Source organism: Streptomyces sp. NPDC001700, assembly GCF_053596435.1.
In genome coordinates, this window is record NZ_JBSFGE010000002.1 from 533063 (window position 1) to 554836 (window position 21774).

The following is a 21774-nucleotide window of genomic DNA, read 5'->3' on the forward strand; positions in this document are numbered from 1 at the left end:
TCAGGACCTTCCGAATTCAGAGTTGATGATGTCGAAGATGTCTTCGGCGGAGGCGGAGTCCAGGTCACGTTCGTCCTCGTCGGCGCCGTCGCCGACCGCCGCGTTCTCGGTCTCGTTCCACTTTCGCAGCAGCGCTTCGAGCCGGGCCGTGACCCGCTCGCGTTCCGCCGCGTCGTCGGACACGTTCGAGAGGGTGAATTCCAGCTTGTCGATTTCCGCGAGGGCCGGGAGTTCCGGTGTGGTGTCCTCGCCCAGGAGGTCGGCGCGCAGCTGGTCCGCGAGCACGCGGGGCGACGGATGGTCGAAGACCAGGGTGGCGGTGAGCTTCAGCCCGGTCGCCGCGTTCAGCCGGTTGCGGAGTTCGACGGCGGTCAGCGAGTCGAAGCCCAGCTCCTTGAACGCCCGGCCCGCCTCGACGCCCGTGGTGTCGTCGTGTCCGAGGACGGCGGCGACCTCCGTACGCACGAGGTCGAGCAGGACGCGGTCGGCCTCGGGCCCGGTGAGCCCCGCGAGCCGCTGCCGCAGGGACTCCGCCGGTGCCTCGGCGCTCCCGTCGTCCGCGCCCTCGGCCGGGTCCGCCGCGAGGGCGCGGACGACCTCGGGCAGATCGGCGATCAGCGGACGGGGGCGGGCCACCGTGAAGGTGGTGGCGAAGCGGTCCCAGTCGACGTCGGCGACGGTGACGGCGGTGTCGTTCCGGTCCAGCGCCTGCTGCAGGGCGGCGATGGCGGAACGCGGGGCCATCACCGGCAGGCCGAGGCGGCGCAGCTGCTCGGCCGCCTCGTCGTCGGCGACGAGTCCGCCGTCCGCCCACGGACCCCAGGCCACGGAGGTGGCAGCGGCGCCCCTGGCGCGGCGCTGCTCGGCCAGCGCGTCGAGGAACGCGTTGCCCGCCGCGTACGCGCCCTGGCCGCCACTGCCCCACACCCCGGCGATCGAGGAGAAGAGCACGAAAGCGTCCAGCTCGGTGTCGCCGAGCAGCGCGTCCAGATGGGCCGCGCCCGCGACCTTCGCGGCGACCACATCGGCGACGTCCGCCGGGGTGGTCTCCGCGAGCGGTGCCAACTGCCCCGCGCCCGCCGTGTGCACGACCGCGGTGAGCGGGTGGTGCGGGTGTGCGTCGCGGATCCGGTCCAGCAGCGCGGCGAGCGCGTCCCGGTCGGTGACATCGCACGCGGCGACGGTCACCTCGGCGCCCTTCGCGGTCAGTTCGGCCGTCAGCTGCTCGGCGCCGGGCGCCTGCTGCCCACGGCGTCCGGCCAGGACGAGGTGGTCGGCGCCGTGGTCCGCCAGCCAGCGCGCCACATGGGCACCCAGCGCACCGGTGCCGCCGGTGACCAGGACCGTGCCACGCGGCCGCCACGGCGCCCCGGTGGCCGGTGTCCGCTCGGCGTGGACGAGGCGGCGGGCCAGGACTCCGGCCGTACGGAGCGCCACCTGGTCCTCGTGGCCGTCGCCGTGTCCGCCGAGCACTCCCGCCAGCCGGTCGGCGGTCCGTTCGTCGAGCGTCGCGGGCAGGTCGATCAGACCGCCCCAGCGCTCCGGGTGCTCCAGCGCCACGACCCGGCCCAGGCCCCAGATCTGCGCCTGTGCGGCGCTGACCAGCGGCTCCGAGGCGGCGGTGGCGACGGCGCCGGTGGTGGCGCACCACAGCGGGGCGTCCAGTCCCGCGTCCCCGAGCGCCTGCACCAGCAGACCGGTGCGCAGCAGCCCGGTGGGCACGGCGGGGTGGTCGGGGTGCGGCTGCTCGTCCAGGGCCAGCAGGGACAGCACACCGTGGACGGGGTCACCGGCCGCGGCGTGGCGGATCCGGTCGGCGAACGCGTTCCGGTCGAGGCCCCGGCCCCGGACGACGCGCCGGACCTCGGCGCCCCGCTCGGTGAGCGCGTCCACGAGAGCCCGTACGGTATCGGCCCGACCGGCCGGTTCGACGACCAGCCAGACGCCGGGGACGGCGGCGAGTCGCGGCTCCTCCAGCGGCTTCCACGTGACGCGGTAGCGCCAGCCGTCGAGAGCGGACTGCTCGCGTTCACGGCGCCGCCACTCCGACAGCTCCGGGAGCAGCGCGCTCAGCGGCTGGTCCACGTCGATGCCGACCGCGTCCGCCAGCGAGGTGAGGTCGCTGCTCTCCACGGCCTCCCAGAACCGGGCGTCGGCCGTGTCGATGGCCGTGGGCGCCTGGTGGTCGGGCGTGGGCCGCACGGCGCCGTCGAGCCAGTAGCGCCGCCGCTGGAACGCGTACGTGGGCAACTCGACGCGGTGTGCGCCGGTCCCGGCGAACAGCGCCTCCCAGTCCAGGGCCGCGCCCCGGACGTGCAGGGTGGCCAGCGCGCCGGTCAGCGTCTCCGTCTCGGGCCGCCCGCCGCGCAGCACGGGCACGAAGGCCACGTCGTCCGGGCCGTCGTCGGTGACGCAGTCCTGCGCCATGCCGGACAGCACACCGTCCGGGCCGAGTTCGACGTACGTGCTGACGCCCTGGGCCTCCAAGGCGCGGACGCCGTCGAGGAAGCGCACGGTGTGGCGTACGTGGCGCACCCAGTAGTCCGCGTCCATGCCCAGCTCGTCGGTCACCGGCTGCCCGGTGACGGTCGAGAGGACCGGGATGCGCGGGGCGTGGTACGTCAGACCTTCGGCGACCTTGCGGAACCCGGCGAGCATGCCGTCCATGTGCGGGGAGTGGAACGCGTGGCTGACGGTGAGCCGCTTGGTCTTCCGTCCCTGCGCCTCGAAACCGGAAGCGATCTCCAGCGCCGCGTCCTCGTCGCCCGCGATGACCACCGACGTGGGCCCGTTCACGGCGGCGATGCTCACGCCGTCGGTGAGCAGCGGCGCTACCTCGTCCTCCGCCGCCTGCAGCGCGATCATCGCGCCGCCGGTGGGCAGTTCCTGCATGAGACGCCCACGCGCCGCCACCAGCTCAGCAGCATCGGCAAGCGACAGCACCCCGGCCACATGAGCCGCGGCCAGCTCGCCGATGGAGTGCCCGGCCAGGACGTCGGGCCGCAACCCGGCGGCCTCGGCCAGCCGGAACAGCGCCACCTCGATGGCGAACAGCGCGGGCTGGGTGAATCCGGTCTGGTCCAGCGACTCCCTCTCGGTGCCGAACAGCACGTCGTACAGGGGCCGTTCGAGGTGCCGGTCCAGCTCGGCGCAGACCGCGTCCAGCGCCTCGGCGAACACGTGGCTCGCCTCGTACAGCTCACGGCCCATCCCGAGCCGCTGGCTGCCCTGCCCGGTGAAGAGCACGGCCGTACGGCCTTCCGTGGGCACGCCCCGGATCAGCTGCGCGGCGGACTCGCCCCGCGCGAGCGCGGTGAGGCCCGTGAGCAGCCGCTCCCGGTCCGGGCCGAGGACCACCGCGCGGTGTTCCAGGGCGGACCTGGTGGTGGCCAGGGAGTACGCCACGTCCACGGTGTCGAGCCCGGTGTCGGACGCGAGGTGGGTGCGCAGCCGCTCGGCCTGGGCCCGTAGCGCGTCCTCGCCCTTGGCCGACAGCGGCCAGGCCACCACATCGGGCCGGACGAGGGGCCGCTTCGGCTCGCCGCCCTCGGCCCGCTCGGCGGGCGCGGTCGGCTCCGGGGCCTGCTCCAGGACCGTATGGGCGTTGGTGCCGCTGAAGCCGAACGACGAGACGCCCACCCGGCGCGGGCGGCCGGTCTCCGGCCACGCCCGTGCCTCGGTCAGCAGCTCGATGTCGCCCGCCGACCAGTCGACGTGCGGCGACGGCTCGTCCGCGTGCAGGGTGCGCGGCAGCTCACCGTGGCGCATGGCGAGCACCATCTTGATGACGCCCGCCACACCGGCGGCGGCCTGCGTGTGGCCGATGTTGGACTTGATGGCGCCCAGCAGCAGCGGCCGCTCCGGGTCCCGCTCCTGACCGTAGGTGGCCAGCAGCGCCTGCGCCTCGATCGGGTCACCGAGCCGGGTGCCGGTGCCGTGGGCCTCGACCGCGTCCACATCCGCGGCCGACAGGCCCGCACCGGCCAGCGCCTGCCGGATGACGCGCTGCTGCGAGGGTCCGTTCGGTGCCGTCAGACCATTGCTCGCACCGTCCTGGTTGATGGCGGAGCCGCGTACGAGCGCGAGGACGGGGTGGCCGTTGCGGCGCGCGTCCGACAGCCGCTCGACCAGCAGCATGCCGACGCCCTCGCCCCAGCCGGTGCCGTCCGCGCCCGCCCCGAAGGCCTTGCAGCGGCCGTCGGAGGCCAGGCCGCGCTGACGGCTGAACTCGATGAACGCGCCGGGGCTCGACATGACCGTCACACCACCCGCGAGCGCGATCGAGCACTCGCCCTGGCGCAGCGCCTGGATCGCCCAGTGCAGCGCCACCAGCGAGGCGGAGCAGGCCGTGTCGACGGTGACCGCCGGGCCTTCCAGGCCGAAGGTGTACGCGAGGCGGCCGGACACCACGCTCGCGGCGTTGCCGGTGGCGAGGTAGCCCTCGACGTCCTCGGGGATCGTGTGCAGCGAGTCCAGATAGTCCTGCCCGTTGGAGCCGACGAAGACACCGGCCGAGGTGCCGCGCAGCGTCGCCGGGTCGATGCCCGCCCGCTCGAACGCCTCCCACGACGTCTCCAGCAGCAGCCGCTGCTGCGGATCCATGGCAAGCGCCTCACGGGGCGAGACCCCGAAGAAGCCCGCGTCGAAGTGGCCCGCGTCGTAGAGGAAACCGCCCTCGCGTGCGTAGAAGGTGCCCCGGTTGTCGGGGTCCGGGTCGTAGAGCGCGTCCAGGTCCCAGCCACGGTCGGCCGGGAACTCCGCGATCGCGTCGCCACCCGCCGACAGCAGCTGCCACAGCTCCTCGGGCGAGCGCACCCCGCCCGGGAAGCGGCAGCTCATCGCCACGATCGCGATCGGATCGTCGTCGGTCGCCACCGTCGCGGCCGTCGGCCCCGAGGTGTCGGCGGCGGTGTCCGCGCCGACCAGTTCGCCGCGCAGATAGCCCGCCAGGGCGGAGGCCGTCGGGTAGTCGAAGACCAGCGTCGCGGGCAGCTTGACGCCCGTCGCCGCGTTCAGCCGGTTGCGGAGTTCGACGGCGGTGAGCGAGTCGAAGCCCAGCTCACTGAAGGCCCGGTCGACCCCGATCGACTCCGAACCGTCATGGCCCAGCACCGCGGCCACCTGGTTACGGACCACATCCAGCAGCAACCGGTCCCGCTCGGCCTCGCCCAGCCCGGCGAGCCGCGCGGCCAGTCCGTCATCTTCCGACGCGCCAGCGGTGTCCTGCTGCGCCTGCGCCACGTCCGCGAAGTCCGCGATGAGGCGGCTCGGCCGTACGGCGGTGAACTCCGGTGCGAAGCGGGCCCAGTCGATGTCCGCGACGGCCACCGCCGCGTCGTCCAGGTCCAGCGCCCGCTGGAGGGCGGCGATCGCCACCTCGGCGTCCATCGGCGGCAGACCGCCACGGCGCAGCCGCTGCTCCAGGCCCTTGTCCGCGGCCATACCGCCCTCGGCCCACGGGCCCCAGGCGATCGACGTGGCGGGCAGGCCCTGGGCGCGCCGACGCTCGGCCAGCGCGTCCAGTGAGGCGTTGGCGGCGGCGTAGTTGCCCTGACCGGCGGCGCCGAACGTGCCGCTGATCGAGGAGAACAGCACGAACGCGGACAGGTCCAGGTCGCGCGTCAGCTCGTCGAGATGTGCCGCCGCGGACGCCTTGGCGCGCAGGACGGTCGTGAAGCGCTCGGGGGTGAGCGCGTCGAGCACGCCGTCGTCCAGCACGCCCGCCGTGTGGAACACACCGGTCAGCGGCAGTTCCTCCGGAAGCCCGGCCAGCAACTCCGCGAGCGCGTCCCGGTCGGCCACGTCGCAGGCGGCCACGGTCACGCGGGCGCCGGAGGCCGACAGCTCATCCCGCAGCTCGGTGGCTCCGGGGGCGTCGAGGCCACGGCGGCTGGTGAGCACCACGTGCCCGGCGCCGTTCGCCACCAGCCAGCGGGCCACCTGCGCGCCCAGGGCACCCGTACCGCCGGTCACCAGAGTGGTACCGGCGCCCGGTGTCCAGGAGCCGTCCGCCGCAGACGCGGTGGCCTGCACCAGTCGGCGTCCGAACAGGCCCGACGCCCGGACCGCGACCTGGTCCTCACCGCCGACCCCGGCCAGCACCTCCGCCAACCGCGCCACCGCACGGTCATCGGCCGTCTCCGGCAGATCGACCAGACCGCCCCAGCGCTCGGGCAGTTCCAGCGCCGCCGCCAGGCCAAGACCCCACAGCTGCGCCTGATCCGGGCTGACCGCGCCGTCCGAACGACCCACGGCCACCGCACCCCGCGTGGCCACCCACAGCGGCGCGCCAATGCCCGCATCGCCCAGGGCCTGCGTCAGCGCAGCCGTGGCCAGTAGCGCGTCGCCCTCGGCGAGGGCCAGCAGGGACACCACACCACCGGTCACGGCCTCGTCACCAACAGCCGAAGTCAGCCGTGCCGCCACTGCGGCACGGTCCTCATCGGCGGTCAGCTCGACCTGCGCCACGTCGACACCACGGTCGTTCAGCATCCCGACGACACCGGCAGCCCATGCGGATCCGGTCGCCTCGGCGGGTACGACGACCAGCCAACGGCCGCTCAGGGACGTAGTGGAACGGTCGGTGACCGGCTTCCACGACACCCGGTAGCGCCAGCCGTCCACCGTCGAACGCTCCGACTGCCGCCGTCGCCACGACGAAATCGAGGGCAACAGGGCTTCCAGGGCGCCATTGTCCTCGTCGCCCAGGCCCAGCGTCGCAGCGAGCGACTCCAGGTCCTCGCGCTCGATGGCCTCCCAGAAACGGGCGTCCACCGCGTCCTGGGCCGTGGCGCCGGAGGTGGCGGTGGCGGTGGCCGTCGACAGGTCGAGCCAGTAGCGGCGGCGCTGGAAGGCGTACGTCGGCAGCTCCACGCGCCGCGTACCAGCCCCGGCGTAGAACGCCTCCCAGTCCACGGCCACGCCCCGGACCTGCAGCGTGGCGAGGGCAGTCGTCACCGACTCGGCCTCCACCCGCCCCTTGCGCAGCGCGGCCACGAACCCGGCATCCTCGCCGCTCACGCACTCCTGCGCCATGGCGGTGAGCACACCGTCCGGGCCCAGCTCGACGAAGGTCGTTACGCCCTGCGCTTCCAACGTCCGCACACCATCGAGGAAGCGCACCGCTTCCCGGACGTGGCGCACCCAGAAGTCGGCGGTGGCGATCTCCTCGGCGGAGACCACTTCGCCGGTCAGGTTGGAGACGATCGGGATACGCGGGGCCTCGTACGACAGCCCCTGCGCGACCTCGCGGAACGCATCCAGCATCCCGTCCATGCGCGGCGAGTGGAACGCGTGGCTGACCGTGAGCCGCTTGGTCTTACGACCCTGCGCCTCGAACGACGCCGCGACCTCAGCCACAGCCTCGTCGTCACCCGCGATGACCACAGACGTGGGCCCGTTGAGGGCGGCAATGCTCACACCACCACCGAGCAGCGGCAGAACCTCATCCTCCGAAGCCTGCACCGCGACCATCGCGCCACCAGCCGGAAGCTCCTGCATCAACCGCCCACGAGCCGCCACCAGCTCCGCCGCATCCGCAAGCGACAACACCCCCGCCACATGCGCAGCAGCCAACTCACCGATCGAATGCCCAGACAGGAAGTCGGGCCGCACGCCCCACGCCTCGACCAGCCGGAACAACGCCACCTCAACCGCGAACAACGCAGGCTGGGTGAACCCGGTCTGATCCAGCGCAGCGGCGTCATCCCCGAACAGGACATCCCGCAACGGCCGTTCAAGATGCGCGTCCAACTCCGCGCACACCGCGTCCAGCGCCTCGGCGAACACCGGGTACGCCTCGTACAGCTCACGGCCCATCCCCAGCCGCTGGCTGCCCTGACCCGTGAACAGGAACGCCACCTTGCCAGCCACCGGCGAGCCCTGCACCACACCCGTCGCCGGTTCCCCGGAAGCCAACGCCTCCAGAGCACGCAGGAAACCCTCACGACCATCGGCCACCAGCACCGCACGGTCCTCGAACGCGGTACGCCCGGCGGCCAGGGTGTAACCGATCCCGGCCAGGTCCACGTCCTCGTCGGCGGAGCGCAACCGGTCGAGCAGACGGTGGGCCTGCTCGCCCAGCGCCTCCCGCCCCACGGCCGACAACGGCCACGCCAGCACCGGCGGCACGACAGACGGCCGCGCCGCGCTCTCGCCATCATCGACAACCGGCGGCTGCTCGATGATGGTGTGCGCGTTGGTACCGCTGATGCCGAACGACGAGATGCCCGCGCGGCGCGGACGGCCCGTCTCCGGCCACTCCACCCGCTCGGTCAGCAGAGAGACGGCTCCCTCCGCCCAGTCCACGTTCGGCGACGGCTCGTCCACATGCAGCGTCTGCGGCAACACACCGTGCCGCATGGCCATCACCATCTTGATGATGCCCGCGACACCGGCAGCCGCCTGCGTGTGCCCGATGTTCGACTTGATGGACCCCAGCCACAGCGGCTGATCCCCATCCCGGTCCCGGCCGTACGTGGCCAGCAGCGCCTGCGCCTCGATCGGGTCACCCAGCGTCGTACCCGTACCGTGCGCCTCGACCACATCCACATCGCCGGTCGTCAGCCCGGCGCTGGCCAGCGACTGACGGATCACCCGCTGCTGCGACGGACCATTCGGCGCCGTCAGACCATTCGACGCACCATCCTGGTTGATCGCCGAACCCCGCACGACCGCCAGCACCGGGTGGCCATGGCGCCGGGCGTCCGACAGCCGCTCCACGAGCAGCATGCCCGCGCCTTCGCTCCAGCCCGTACCGTCCGCAGCCGCCGCGAAGGACTTGCACCGGCCGTCCGTGGCCAGGCCGCGCTGACGGCTGAAGTCCACGAACGTCTCGGGCGTGGCCATCACCACCGCACCACCGGCCAGCGCCATCGAGCACTCGCCGGAGCGCAGCGCCTGGATGGCCCAGTGCAGCGCCACCAGCGACGACGAGCAGGCGGTGTCGATCGTGACCGCCGGGCCCTCCAGGCCAAAGGTGTACGCCACCCGCCCGGAGGCGACACTGCCCGCGTTGCCGGTGCCGATGTAGCCCTCGACGCCGTCGGGAATCTCGCCGGTCCCGGCCAGGTAGTCGTGGTAGATGATGCCCGCGAAGACACCGGTCTGGCTGCCGCGCACGGTCGACGGGTCGATACCCGCCCGCTCGAACGCCTCCCACGAGGTCTCCAGCAGCAACCGCTGCTGCGGATCCATGGCAAGCGCCTCGCGCGGCGAGATCCCGAAGAATCCCGGGTCGAAGTCCCCCGCGTCGTGCAGGAAACCGCCCTCACGCGTGTACGAGGTACCCGCGTGGTCGGGGTCCGGGTGGTACAGGCCGTCCAGGTCCCAGCCACGGTCCACCGGGAAGCCGGAGATGCCGTCGCCACCCGTGGCAACCAGCTCCCACAGGTCCTCAGGCGTACGCACCCCACCGGGGAAGCGGCAGCTCATGCCGACGATGACGATCGGGTCGTCGGCCACTGCCGGGCTTGCCTCCACCCGCGCGGGAACGAGGGGCGCCGGGGCCTCCTCCGCACCCACCAGGTCCTCACGCAGATATCCGGCGAGGGCGGTCGGGCTCGGGTAGTCGAAGACCAGCGTGGCCGGAAGCCTCAGCCCGGTGACCGTCTTCAGGTCGTTGCGCAGCTCGACCGCCGTCAGCGAGTCGAAGCCCAGCTCCCTGAACGCCCGTCCGGGCTCGATCGCCTCCGAACCCGCGTACCCCAGCACTGCGGCGACCCGCCCGCACACCAACTCCAGCAGCTCACGCTCCTGTTCGGGCCGTGTGAGCCCGGCGAGACGCTGGGCGAGCGAGGAACCGTCGGTGGCCGTGGCAACCCCGGCAGCGGCCCGGCGGGCCGGAGCCCGCACCAGGCCACGGAACAAGGACGGGACGATACCGGTCGCCGCCGCTTCGGTGCGCAGCCCCGCGTAGTCGAGCCGCATCGGGAACAGCACGGCCGCGCCATCGGTGTGCGCCGCGTCGAAGAGCGCGAGCCCCTCGTCGGCAGCGATCGGAGCGACCCCGCCCCGCGCGATACGCCGCAGGTCGACCTCGTCCAGCGTGCTGCCCATGCCCTTACCGGCCCACAGGCCCCAGGCCAGCGCGGTGGCCGGGAGCCCCTGAGCCACACGCTGCTGGGCAAGCGCCTCCAGGAAGGAGTTGGCCGCCGCGTAACTCGCCTGCCCCGGCGCGCCGAACACCGCCGCCGCACCCGAGAAGAGCACAAACGCCGACAGGTCGTCATCCCGCGTCAGCTCATGCAGATTCAGCGCCGCATCCACCTTCGGACGCAGCACCCCCGCCACCCGCTCAGGCGTCAGCGAGCCAAGAATGCCGTCGTCCAGGACACCCGCCGTGTGCACCACAGCCCTCAGCGGATGCTCAGCCGGAATGGCGGCCAGCGTCTCGGCCAACGCCTCACGGTCAGCCACATCACACGCCGCCCACGTCACGGTGGCACCGGCCGCCGTCAGATCAGCAGCCAGCTCCTCCGCGCCATCGGCGTCGGCACCGCGACGGCTGACCAGCAGCAACTGCCGCACACCGTGAGCCGAGACCAGATGGCGGGCGAAGAGGCCGCCCAGCGTTCCGGAGGCGCCGGTGACCAGCACCGTGCCGTGCTCATCGAAGGACGGAACGGTGTCGGCGTCGTCGGCGACCGGCGACCGGGCCAGCCGGGGCGCGAGCACCGCACCCCCGCGCAACGTCAGCTCCGCCTCGTCCACGCCCAGCGCGGCGGGCACCACCCCGTAGCTCTCGTCGCCGTCCACGTCCAGCAGCACCAGACGGCCAGGGTTCTCCGACTGCGCGGAACGGAACAGACCACGCACAGCGGCTTGCGACAGATCAGCCGCCACACCCGCACCCGGCTCGGTCTCCACCGCGCCGCGCGTCAGCAGCACCAGCCGCGCCCCGGCAAACCGCTCATCGGCCAGCCACGACTGCAGAGTAGAAAGCATGGCCTGCGTCGCCTCGTGCACGGCCGGTGCGTCGCCGCCACCGTCACCGAGACCGGCCAGCAGCACCGTGTCCGGCACGGCCGCCCCGGCGTCCACCGCCGTACCGAGCGCCGCCAGATCACCGTACGCGGCGAGCCGGACCCCAGGCCCGAACGCACCGTTCAGCGCGGCCAGTTGCCCGGCATCCGCGCCGAGCACCGCCCACTCGCCCGTGGCCGCACCCGTCACGGGTGCCGGAACCGCCGTCCACTCCAGCTGGAACAGCGACTCATGCACCCCGCCCCGCGCCGCGTGCACGTGGTTGGCCGAGGCCGGGCGCAGCGCCACGGACTCCACCGTGGCCACCGCACGCCCCGTACCGTCGGCCACCAGCAGCGACACATCGTTCGACGACGACTGCTCGGACAGCCGCACCCGCAGCACACCGGCTCCCGCCGCGTGCAACTGCACACCACTCCACGCGAACGGAAGCAGCGCGCCCTCCGACGACGCCGCGTCGTGGTCGACGCCCTCAGCGCCGAGGGCATGCAGCGCGGCGTCCAGCAGCGCCGGGTGCAACCCGAACCGCTCGGCTTCCGCGCCCGACGTCACCGCGTCCTCAGGGAAGCCGACCTCGGCGTACAGGTCGTCGCCAAGCCGCCAGGCGCCCCTGAGCCCACGGAACACCGGCCCATAGCCGAGTCCCGCGCCCGCCAGCTCCTCGTACAGCCCGTCGACCGCGACCTGTGTGGCACCCTGCGGCGGCCAGACACTCAGCTCATCCAGCTCAGCGCCCCGGACCCCGACCGCGAGCACACCGGTGGCATGCCGCGTCCACGGCTCCGTCCCGAGCGCGTCCTGCCGCCGCGAGTGCAGACTGAACGAACGGCGGCCAGACTCGTCCGGCCCCTCCACGACCAGCTGTACCCGCACCCCGGTGTGCTCCGGCAGCACAAGCGGGGCCTCCAGCGCCAGCTCGTCCAACCGCTCACAACCCACCTGGGCTCCGGCAGCACACACCAGCTCCACGAAGGCCGTACCGGGCAGCAGCACGGTGTCCATGACCTCGTGATCCGCCAACCACGGATGCGTGCGCGGGGAAAGCACTCCCGTGAACAGATAGCCATCGTCATCCGCGAGCGCGACGGCGGCACCGAGCAGCGGATGCTCGATGTCACCCAGGCCGACCGACTCCAGATCGCCCACCGCGAGGGCGGCGGCGCTGGGCCAGTACCGCTGGCGCTGGAAGGCGTACGTCGGCAGCTCCACGCGCCGCGCACCGGCCCCGGCGAAGACAGCCGTCCAGTCCGGCGTCACCCCACGCACATACGCCCGCGCGACGGCCGACAGCAGCGCCTCGGCCTCGGGTCGATCCTTGCGGCAGACGGCGGCGAACGCGGCGTCGTCGCCGGTCACGCACTCCTGCGCCATGGCGCTGAGCACCCCATCGGGGCCCAGCTCGACGAAGGTCGTGACACCCTGCGCTTCCAACGTCCTTACGCCATCGAGGAAACGGACCGCCTCGCGGACGTGGCGCACCCAGAAGTCAGCGCTGGTGATCTCCTCGGCGGACACCACGGCACCGGTCAGGTTGGACACGATCGGAATGCGCGGAGCCTCGTACGACAGCTCCTGCGCGACCTCGCGGAACGCGCCCAGCATCCCGTCCATGCGCGGCGAGTGGAACGCATGGCTGACGGTGAGCCGCTTGGTCTTCCGACCCTGCGCCTCGAAGCCTGCCGCGATCTCCAGCGCCGCGTCCTCGTCACCCGCGATGACCACGGACGACGGCCCGTTGAGCGCGGCGATGCTCACCCGCTCGGTGAGCAGCGGCGCCACCTCGTCCTCCGAGGCCTGCACCGCGATCATCGCGCCACCGGCCGGAAGCTCCTGCATCAACCGCCCACGCGCCGCCACCAGCTTCGCGGCGTCCGCAAGCGACAACACACCCGCCACATGCGCGGCAGCAAGCTCACCAATCGAATGCCCGGACAGGAAGTCGGGCCGCAGACCCCACGCCTCGACCAGCCGGAACAACGCCACCTCGATGGCGAACAGCGCGGGCTGGGTGAAACCGGTCTGGTCCAACGCCTCGGCGTCGTCCCCGAACAGCACATCCCGCAGCGGCCGCTCAAGGTGCAGATCCAGATGTGCACACACCGCGTCCAGGGCATCGGCGAACACCGGATAGGCGTCGTACAGCTCACGCCCCATCCCCAACCGCTGGCTCCCCTGCCCCGTGAACAGGAACGCCACCTTGCCGCCCTCAGCGACCATCCCCTCGACCACACCCGGCGCGGACTCACCCGCAGCCAGCACATCAAGCGCCCGCAGCAGCTCATCCCGGCCACCAACGCTGACCACCGCACGCCGCTCCAACGCAGCCCGCCCAACAGCCAAGGCATGGGCGACATCGAGCGGTGCCGCTTCCGGACGCGCCTCGATGTGAGTGCGCAGTCGCGCGGCCTGCTCCCGCAGCGCCTCGGCGTTCTTGGCCGACAGGACGAACGGCAGGAGGCCGCCGAGCCCGTTCCGCTCAGGCGCCTCGGTCGGTTCGTCGCTTGCCGGGGCCTGCTCGATGATGGTGTGCGCGTTGGTACCACTGATGCCGAACGAGGAGATACCGGCGCGGCGCAGACGGCCCGTCTCCGGCCACTCCGTCTGCTCCGTCAGCAGCGCGACCGCGCCCGCCGACCAATCCACGTGCGGCGACGGCTCATCCACATGCAGCGTCTGCGGCAACACGCCATGCCGCATGGCCAGCACCATCTTGATGATGCCCGCGACACCGGCCGCAGCCTGCGTGTGCCCGATGTTCGACTTGATGGACCCCAGCCACAACGGCTGACCGGACCGGTCGCGCCCGTACGTGGCCAGCAGCGCCTGCGCCTCGATCGGGTCGCCCAGCGTCGTACCCGTACCGTGCGCCTCGACCACATCCACATCGCCGGTCGTCAGCCCGGCGCTGGTCAGCGCCTGCCGGATGACCCGCTGCTGCGACGGACCATTCGGAGCCGTCAGACCATTCGACGCACCGTCCTGGTTGATCGCCGAGCCGCGCACGGTGGCAAGGACCGGGTGGCCGTTGCGGCGCGCGTCCGACAGCCGCTCCACGAGCAGCATGCCGACGCCCTCGCCCCAGCCGGTGCCATCCGCACCGGCCGCGAACGCCTTGATCCGACCATCGACCGCAAGCCCCCGCTGACGGCTGAAGTCGATGAAGTTGTCCGGCGTGGACATCACGGTGACACCACCGGCGAGCGCCATCGAGCACTCACCCGACCGCAGCGCCTGCACCGCCATGTGCAAGGCCACCAGCGACGACGAACACGCCGTGTCCACCGTCACCGCCGGGCCCTCAAGCCCGAAGGTGTACGCCACCCGCCCGGACACCACGCTCGCCGCGTTACCCGTGCCCCAGTGGCCCTCAACCCCCTCAGAGGCCCGCTCGAGCAGCGACAGGTAGTCCTGTCCGTTGGTCCCGGCGAACACACCGACCTGCTGACCACGCACCGTGGCCGGGTCAATGCCCGCCCGCTCGAACGCCTCCCACGACGTCTCCAGCAGCAACCGCTGCTGCGGATCCATCGCCAGCGCCTCACGCGGCGAGATCCCGAAGAACGACGCGTCGAAGTCGGCCACGTCGTAGAGGAAGCCACCCTCACGCGTGTACGACGTCCCCTGACGGGCCGGGTCCGGGTCGTACAGCCCAGCCAGGTCCCAGCCACGGTCGGACGGGAACTCCGCAATCGCGTCCCCACCCGCCGACAGCAACTGCCACAGCTCCTCGGGCGAACGCACCCCACCCGGGAAACGGCAGCTCATCGCCACAATCGCGATCGGATCGTCAGCCACCGCGACCGTCGGCGCAACCACACCACCGGCCACCGCCACATCCGCGCCCAGCAGTTCGCTCCGCAGATGGTCGGCCAGGACGGCCGCGTTCGGGTAGTCGTAGATGAGCGTGGCGGACAGCTTCAGCCCGGTCGCCGCGTTCAACCGGTTACGGAGTTCAACAGCGGTCAGCGAGTCGAAGCCCAGCTCCTTGAAGGCACGCCCGCCCTCGACCGCCTCGGCCCCACCATGCCCCAGCACCGACGCGACCTGCGCACGCACCAACTCCAGCAGCGCCTGCACACGCTCGGTCTCCGTCAGACCGGACAGCCGCTCGGCCAGCGTCCCGGTCCCGGCGGTGGCGGCCGGACGCGGCGCACCCGCGCCCTCCGACACCGGACGCGCCGCAGGCAGCTCGCCGAACAGCACACTCGGCCGGACGGCGGTGAACCCGCCGAGGAACCGGTCCCAGTCGATGTCCGCGACCGTCACGGCGACGTCGCCGAGGTCCAGCGCCCGCTGCAGCGCGGCGACGGCCGACTCGGGCGCCATCGGCGGCACCCCATCACGGCGCATCCGCCGCCCCAGCGCCTCATCCGCGGCCATACCGCCCTCGGCCCACGGACCCCAGGCGATCGACGTCGCAGTCAGACCCTCGGACCGACGCCGCTCGGCCAGCGCGTCCAACGAGGCGTTGGCGGCGGCGTAGTTGCCCTGCCCGGCCGCACCCACCGAACCACTGATGGACGAGAAGAGGACGAACGCGGAAAGGTCCAGGTCACGCGTCAGCTCGTCCAGATGGAACGCGGCGTCGACCTTCGCGCGGAGCACCGAGGCGAACCGCTCGGGAGTGAGCGAGTCCAGTACGCCGTCGTCCAGCACACCGGCCGCGTGGACGACGGCGGTCAGCGGAAGCTCCGCCGGAAGCCCGGCCAGCAGCTCCGCGAGCGCGTCCCGGTCCGCCACATCACAGGCGGCTACGGTCACCCGGGCACCCGACGCCGACAGTTCATCGCGCAGCTCCACCGCACCCGGAGCCTCCAGCCCACGACGGCTGGTGAGCACCACGTGCTCGGCGCCCTTGTCGATCAGCCAGCGGGCCACGTGCGCACCGAGCGCCCCCGTACCGCCGGTCACCAACGTGGTACCGGCGCCCGGCGCCCAAGACCCGTCGAAGGACGACGCGGTTGCCTGCACCAGTCGGCGTCCGAACACGCCCGACGCCCGCACCGCGACCTGGTCCTCACCGCCGACCCCGGCCAGCACCTCCGCCAGCCGCGCCACCGCACGGTCATCCGCCGTCTCCGGCAGGTCGACCAGACCACCCCAGCGCTCGGGCAGCTCCAGCGCCGCCACTCGCCCGAGACCCCACACCTGCGCCTGCACCGGGCTGACCGCGCCGTCGGAGCGCCCCACGGCCACCGCACCCCGCGTGGCCACCCACAACGGCGCACCGATGCTCGCATCGCCCAGGGCCTGCGTCAGCGCCGCCGTGGCCAGCAGCGCATCGCCGCCGTCCGCCAGGGCCAGCAGGGACACCACACCGGATACAGCCTCGTCACCAACGGCCGAAGTCAGCCGTGCCGCTACCGCAGCACGGTCCTCGTCGGCAGCCAGCTCGACCCGCTGCACCGCGACACCACGGTCGCCCAGCATCCCGACGACACCGGCAACCCACGCGTCCTCGACCGACCCCGCCGGTACGACGACCAGCCAACGACCACTCAGAGAAGCGGTAGCGCGGTCGGTGACCGGCTTCCACGACACCCGGTAACGCCAGCCATCCACCGTCGAACGCTCCGACTGCCGCCGACGCCACGACGAAATGGACGGCAGCAGCGCCTCCAGCGCCCCATTGTCCTCGGCACCGAGGCCGAGCGTCGCGGCAAGCGATTCCAGATCCCCGCGCTCCACGGCCTCCCAGAAACGGGCGTCCACCGCATCCAGCGCCGCAGCGCCGGAGGTGACGGTGGCCGTCGACACATCCAGCCAGTAGCGGCGGCGCTGGAAGGCGTACGTCGGCAGCTCCACGCGACGCGCACCGGCCCCGGCGTAGAACGCCTCCCAGTCCACGGCCACGCCCCGGACCTGCAACGCAGCAAGGGCAGCCGTCACCGACTCAGCCTCTACACGCCCCTTGCGCAGCGCGGCAACGAACCCGGCGTCCTCGCCGGTCACGCACTCCTGCGCCATGGCGGTGAGCACCCCATCGGGGCCCAGCTCGACAAACGTCGTCACGCCCTGCGCTTCCAACGCCCGCACACCATCGAGGAAGCGCACCGCTTCCCGGACGTGGCGCACCCAGAAGTCGGCGGTCGCCATCTCCTCAGCGGAAACAACGTCCCCGCTCAGGTTGGACACGATCGGAATACGCGGAGCCTCGTACGAAAGCCCCTCCGCGACCTCCCGGAACGCCTCCAGCATCCCGTCCATACGCGGCGAGTGGAACGCATGGCTCACCGTGAGCCGCTTCGTCTTACGACCCTGCGCCTCAAACGACGCGGCAACCTCAGCCACGGCATCGTCGTCACCCGCGATGACCACAGACGACGGCCCGTTGAGGGCGGCAATGCTCACACCACCACCGACCAGCGGCAGAACCTCATCCTCCGAAGCCTGCACCGCGACCATCGCGCCACCAGCCGGAAGCTCCTGCATCAACCGCCCACGAGCCGCCACCAACACACACGCATCCGCAAGCGACAACACACCCGCCACATGCGCGGCAGCCAACTCACCAATCGAATGCCCGGACAGGAAGTCCGCCCGCACACCCCACGCCTCCACCAGCCGGAACAACGCCACCTCAACCGCGAACAACGCAGGCTGAGTAAACGCCGTCTGATCCAGAACCCCCGCATCATCCCCGAACAGCACATCCCGCAACGGCCGCTCAAGATGCAGATCCAGATGAGCACACACCTCATCCAACGCATCCGCGAACACCGGGAAGGCGTCGTACAGCTCACGCCCCATCCCCAACCGCTGGCTCCCCTGCCCCGTGAACAGGAACGCCACCTTGCCGCCCTCGACCGCCGAGCCCTCGATCAGGCCCGGGGCGGACTCGCCCCGCTGCAGCGCGTCCAGGCCCGCAAGGAACCCTTCACGGTCAGTGGTGACGAGCGCCGCACGCTGTTCCAGCGTGGCGCGGCTGGTGGCAAGCGAGAAGGCGAGATCAGTTGCGGTCAGTTCGGGATGGGCCCGGAGGTGGGCGGCCAGCTGAACGGCCTGGGCGCGCAGAGCCTGCCCGTCCTTCGCCGACAGCAGCCACGGCAACGCGGCCAGCTCACGCGGCTTGGGCTCCTCAGCCGGAGCGGCCGAAAGGGCCGGGACCGGGGCCTGCTCGATGATGGTGTGCGCGTTGGTGCCACTGATGCCGAACGAGGAGATACCGGCGCGGCGCAGACGGCCCGTCTCCGGCCACTCCGTCTGCTCCGTCAGCAGCGACACCGCACCCGCCGACCAGTCGACGTGCGGCGACGGCTCGTCCACATGCAGCGTCTGCGGCAACACTCCATGCCGCATCGCCAACACCATCTTGATGATGCCCGCGACACCGGCCGCCGCCTGCGTGTGCCCGATGTTCGACTTGATGGACCCCAGCCACAGTGGCAGGTCGCGCTCCTGCCCGTACGTGGCCAGCAGCGCCTGCGCCTCGATCGGGTCACCCAGCGTCGTACCCGTACCGTGCGCCTCAACGACATCCACATCACCGGCCGACAGCCCCGCACCGGCCAACGCCTGCCGGATCACCCGCTGCTGCGACGGACCATTCGGAGCCGTCAGACCATTCGACGCACCGTCCTGGTTGATCGCCGAACCCCGCACGACCGCCAACACCGGGTGGCCGTTCTTCTCCGCGTCGGACAGCCGCTCGACCAGCAGCATGCCCGCGCCTTCGCCCCAGCCGGTGCCATCCGCACCAGCCGCAAAGGCCTTGATCCGACCATCGACCGCAAGCCCCCGCTGACGGCTGAAGTCGATGAAGTTGTCGGGCGTGGACATCACTGTGACGCCACCGGCGAGCGCCATCGAGCACTCACCCGACCGCAGCGCCTGCACCGCCATATGCAGCGCCACCAGCGACGACGAACACGCCGTGTCCACCGTCACCGCCGGGCCCTCAAGACCGAAGGTGTACGAGATCCGCCCGGACACCACACTCGCCGCATTGCCCGTGCCCAAGTGGCCTTCCAGACCCTCGGGCGCCTGCATCAGCAGCGACAGGTAGTCCTGTCCGTTGGTCCCGGCGAACACACCGACCTGCTGACCACGCACCGTGGCCGGGTCGATGCCCGCCCGCTCGAACGCCTCCCACGACGTCTCCAGCAGCAACCGCTGCTGCGGATCCATCGCCAGCGCCTCACGCGGCGAGATCCCGAAGAACGAGGCGTCGAAGTCCCCGGCGTCGTAAAGGAAGCCACCCTCACGGGCGTACGAGGTCCCCTGACGCTCCGGGTCCGGGTCGTACAGCCCCGCCAAGTCCCAGCCACGGTCGGACGGGAACTCGGCGATCGCGTCCCCACCCGCCGACAGCAGCTCCCACAGCTCCTCGGGCGAACGCACCCCACCCGGGAAACGGCAGCTCATCGCCACAATCGCGATCGGATCATCAGCCACCGCAACCGTCGGCGCAACCACACCACCGCTCACGGCCACATCCGCGCCCAGCAGCTCAGAGCGCAGGTGGTCGGCCAGGACGGCCGCGTTCGGGTAGTCGTAGATGAGCGTGGCGGACAGCTTCAGCCCGGTGGCCACGTTCAGCCGGTTACGGAGTTCAACTGCGGTCAGCGAGTCGAAGCCCAGCTCCTTGAAGGCACGCCCGCCCTCGACCGCCTCGGCCCCGCCATGCCCCAGCACCGACGCGACCTGCGCACGCACCAACTCCAGCAGCTCGCGGTCCTGTTCGGCCCTCGGGAGGCCGCTCAGCCGCTCGCCGAGAGGCGAGGCGGAGTTGGCGTCGGTGACGACGACCGGTCCGGTCTCGGCACCGGTCGCGGCACGCGTCCCGGCCTCCGGCAGATCGGCGAGCAGCAGGCTCGGCCGCACGGCGGTGAACCCGCCGACGAAGCGGTCCCAGTCGATGTCCGCGACCGTCACGGCGACGTCATGGAGGTCCAGCGCCTGCTGCAGCGCGGCGAGCGCCGACTCGGGCGCCATCGGCGGCACCCCGGCACGGCGCATCCGCCGCCCCAGCGCCTCGTCCGCAGCCATGCCGCCCTCGGCCCACGGACCCCAGGCGATCGACGTGGCAGGCAGCCCCTCGGACCGACGCCGCTCAGCCAGCGCATCCAGATAGGCGTTGGCCGCCGCGTAGTTGCCCTGCCCGGTCGTACCGACCGAACCGCTGATGGACGAGAAGAGCACGAAGGCCGACAGGTCCAGCTCACGCGTCAGCTCGTGGAGGTTCTGCGCGGAGGCAGCCTTGGCGCGGAGCACCCGCTCCAGGCGCTCGGCGTCCAGAGAGTCCACGACACCGTCGTCCAGCACACCGGCGGCATGCACGACAGCGGTCAGCGGAAGCTCCGCCGGAAGCCCGGCCAGCAGCTCCGCGAGCGCGTCCCGGTCCGCCACGTCGCACGCGGCCACCGTCACCCGCGCGCCCGACTCCACCAGCTCATCCCGCAGCTCCACCGCCCCCGGAGCCTCCAGTCCACGACGGCTGGTCAGCACCAGATGCTCGGCACCGTTCGCCACCAGCCACCGCGCCAGATGCGCGCCAAGCGCACCCGTACCGCCCGTCACCAGCACGGTCCCGGCACCCGGCGTCCAGGAGCTGTCGAAGGACGACGCGGACGCCGACGCCCGCACCAGCCGACGTCCGAACACGCCCGACGCCCGCACCGCGGCCTGGTCCTCGCCACCGGCCCCGGCCAGCACCTCCGCCAGCCGCGCCAGCGCACGGTCATCCACCGACTCCGGCAGATCGACCAGACCACCCCAGCGCTCGGGCAGCTCCAACGCCGCCACCCGGCCGAGACCCCACACCTGCGCCTGACCAGGCACCACCGCACCATCGGAACGCCCCACCGACACCGCACCCCGCGTCGCCACCCACAGCGGCGCACCGAGACCCGCATCGCCAAGCGCCTGCGTCAGAACAGCCGCCGCCAGCAGACCATCGCCGCCGTCCGCCAGGGCCAGCAGCGACACCACACCCGTCACCGCACCGTCGCCCGCAACCGTACGCAGCTCATCCGCCACCCCGGCCCGGTCCACAGCGTCCAGCTCGACCACGCGCACATCAACGCCACGCCCGGCCAGCATCCGCGCCACACCCGCAGACCACTCGTCCTCGGCCGACCCCGCCGGTACAACGACCAGCCAACGGCCACTCAGAGAAGCGGTAGCGCGGTCGGTGACCGGCTTCCACGACACCCGGTAACGCCAGCCATCCACCGCCGAACGCACAGCCTCCTGCCGCCGCCACGACGACAACGCAGGCAGTACCTCACCAAGCGAAAGCCCCGGGTCCACCTCCAGCTCCGCAGCCAGCGCGGCTACATCCCCGCGCTCCACCACATCCCAGAACCGCCCATCAACGGCAGAGCCCGACCCGGCCTCCGCCACCACGGCCGCCGGGGCCGGGGCGTCGGCCCAGTACCGCTGCCGCTGGAAGGCATACGTCGGCAGCTCGTCCGACTCCACCCGCCGCGCACCCGCCCCGGCGAAAACAGCCGTCCAGTCCGGCGTCACCCCACGCACATGCGCCCGCGCGACGGCCGACAGCAGCGCCTCGGCCTCGGGGCGGTCCTTGCGGCAGACGGCCGCGAACGCGGCGTCGTCGCCAGTCACGCACTCCTGCGCCATCGCGGTGAGCACCCCATCGGGGCCCAGCTCGACGAAGGTCGTTACGCCCTGCGCTTCCAACGCCCGCACACCATCGAGGAACCGCACAGCCTCCCGGACATGGCGCACCCAGAAGTCGGCGGTCGTGATCTCCTCAGCGGAAACAACATCCCCGCTCAGGTTGGACACGATCGGAATCTGCGGAGCCTCGTACGAAAGCCCCTCAGC

Annotated in this window: 1 protein-coding gene (running past one end of the window); it reads right to left on the reverse strand. The window is 72.1% G+C overall.

Annotation, left to right across the window (positions count from 1 at the left end; genetic code table 11):
• A protein-coding gene (locus ACWC5C_RS05320) for a type I polyketide synthase (RefSeq protein WP_450873860.1) crosses the window boundary here: on the reverse strand, positions 1-21774 show its 3' portion. The gene runs 17295 nt beyond the window's last position; the window shows 21774 of its 39069 coding nt (coding positions 17296-39069); its start codon lies beyond the right edge, outside the window — the gene reads right to left on this strand; its stop codon occupies positions 1-3.